Annotated in this window: 1 protein-coding gene; it reads right to left on the bottom strand. The window is 57.1% G+C overall.

Going from position 1 to position 508, the window contains the following annotated elements; all coding sequences use genetic code 11:
* Positions 1-214: 214 nt before the first annotated feature.
* Positions 215-508 (bottom strand): hypothetical protein (locus QWI18_RS25700; RefSeq protein WP_369320190.1); only part of this gene is annotated, 294 nt, incomplete at its 5' end.

The raw sequence follows: 508 nt of genomic DNA, 5'->3' as shown, positions 1-508 counted from the left end.
AAGCCGGTCCCACTAACAGCAGCGCGTGCAGCCTGTGGGATTGGCTCGGACTGTAGGACCGGCTTCAGCCGGGAAGCTTTTGATCTTGATCTGCTTTTGATCTTCATGCGCAAAAAGCCCAGTCACCACCACGCGGAGCTTGGGAACGATCAGGCATAGCACCGCAAGATTGATGGTGCCCAAACCGGCCCCTTCCCGGCTAAAGCCGGTCCCATTAACAGCAGCGCGTGCAGCCTGTGGGATTGGCTCGGACTGTAGGACCGGCTTCAGCCGGGAAGCTTTTGATCTTGATCTGCTTTTGATCTTCATGCGCAAAAAGCCCAGTCACCACCACGCGGAGCTTGGGAACGATCAGGCATAGCACCGCAAGATTGATGGTGCCCAAACCGGCCCCTTCCCGGCTAAAGCCGGTCCCATTAACAGCAGCGCGTGCAGCCTGTGGGATTGGCTCGGACTGTAGGACCGGCTTCAGCCGGGAAGCTTTTGATCTTGATCTGCTTTTGATCTT

Origin of the sequence: Pseudomonas sp. W2Oct36 (genome assembly GCF_041060465.1) — a bacterium.
Classification (GTDB): Bacteria; Pseudomonadota; Gammaproteobacteria; order Pseudomonadales; family Pseudomonadaceae; genus Aquipseudomonas; species Aquipseudomonas graminis_B.
This window is presented reverse-complemented; position numbering and strand designations above follow the sequence as displayed.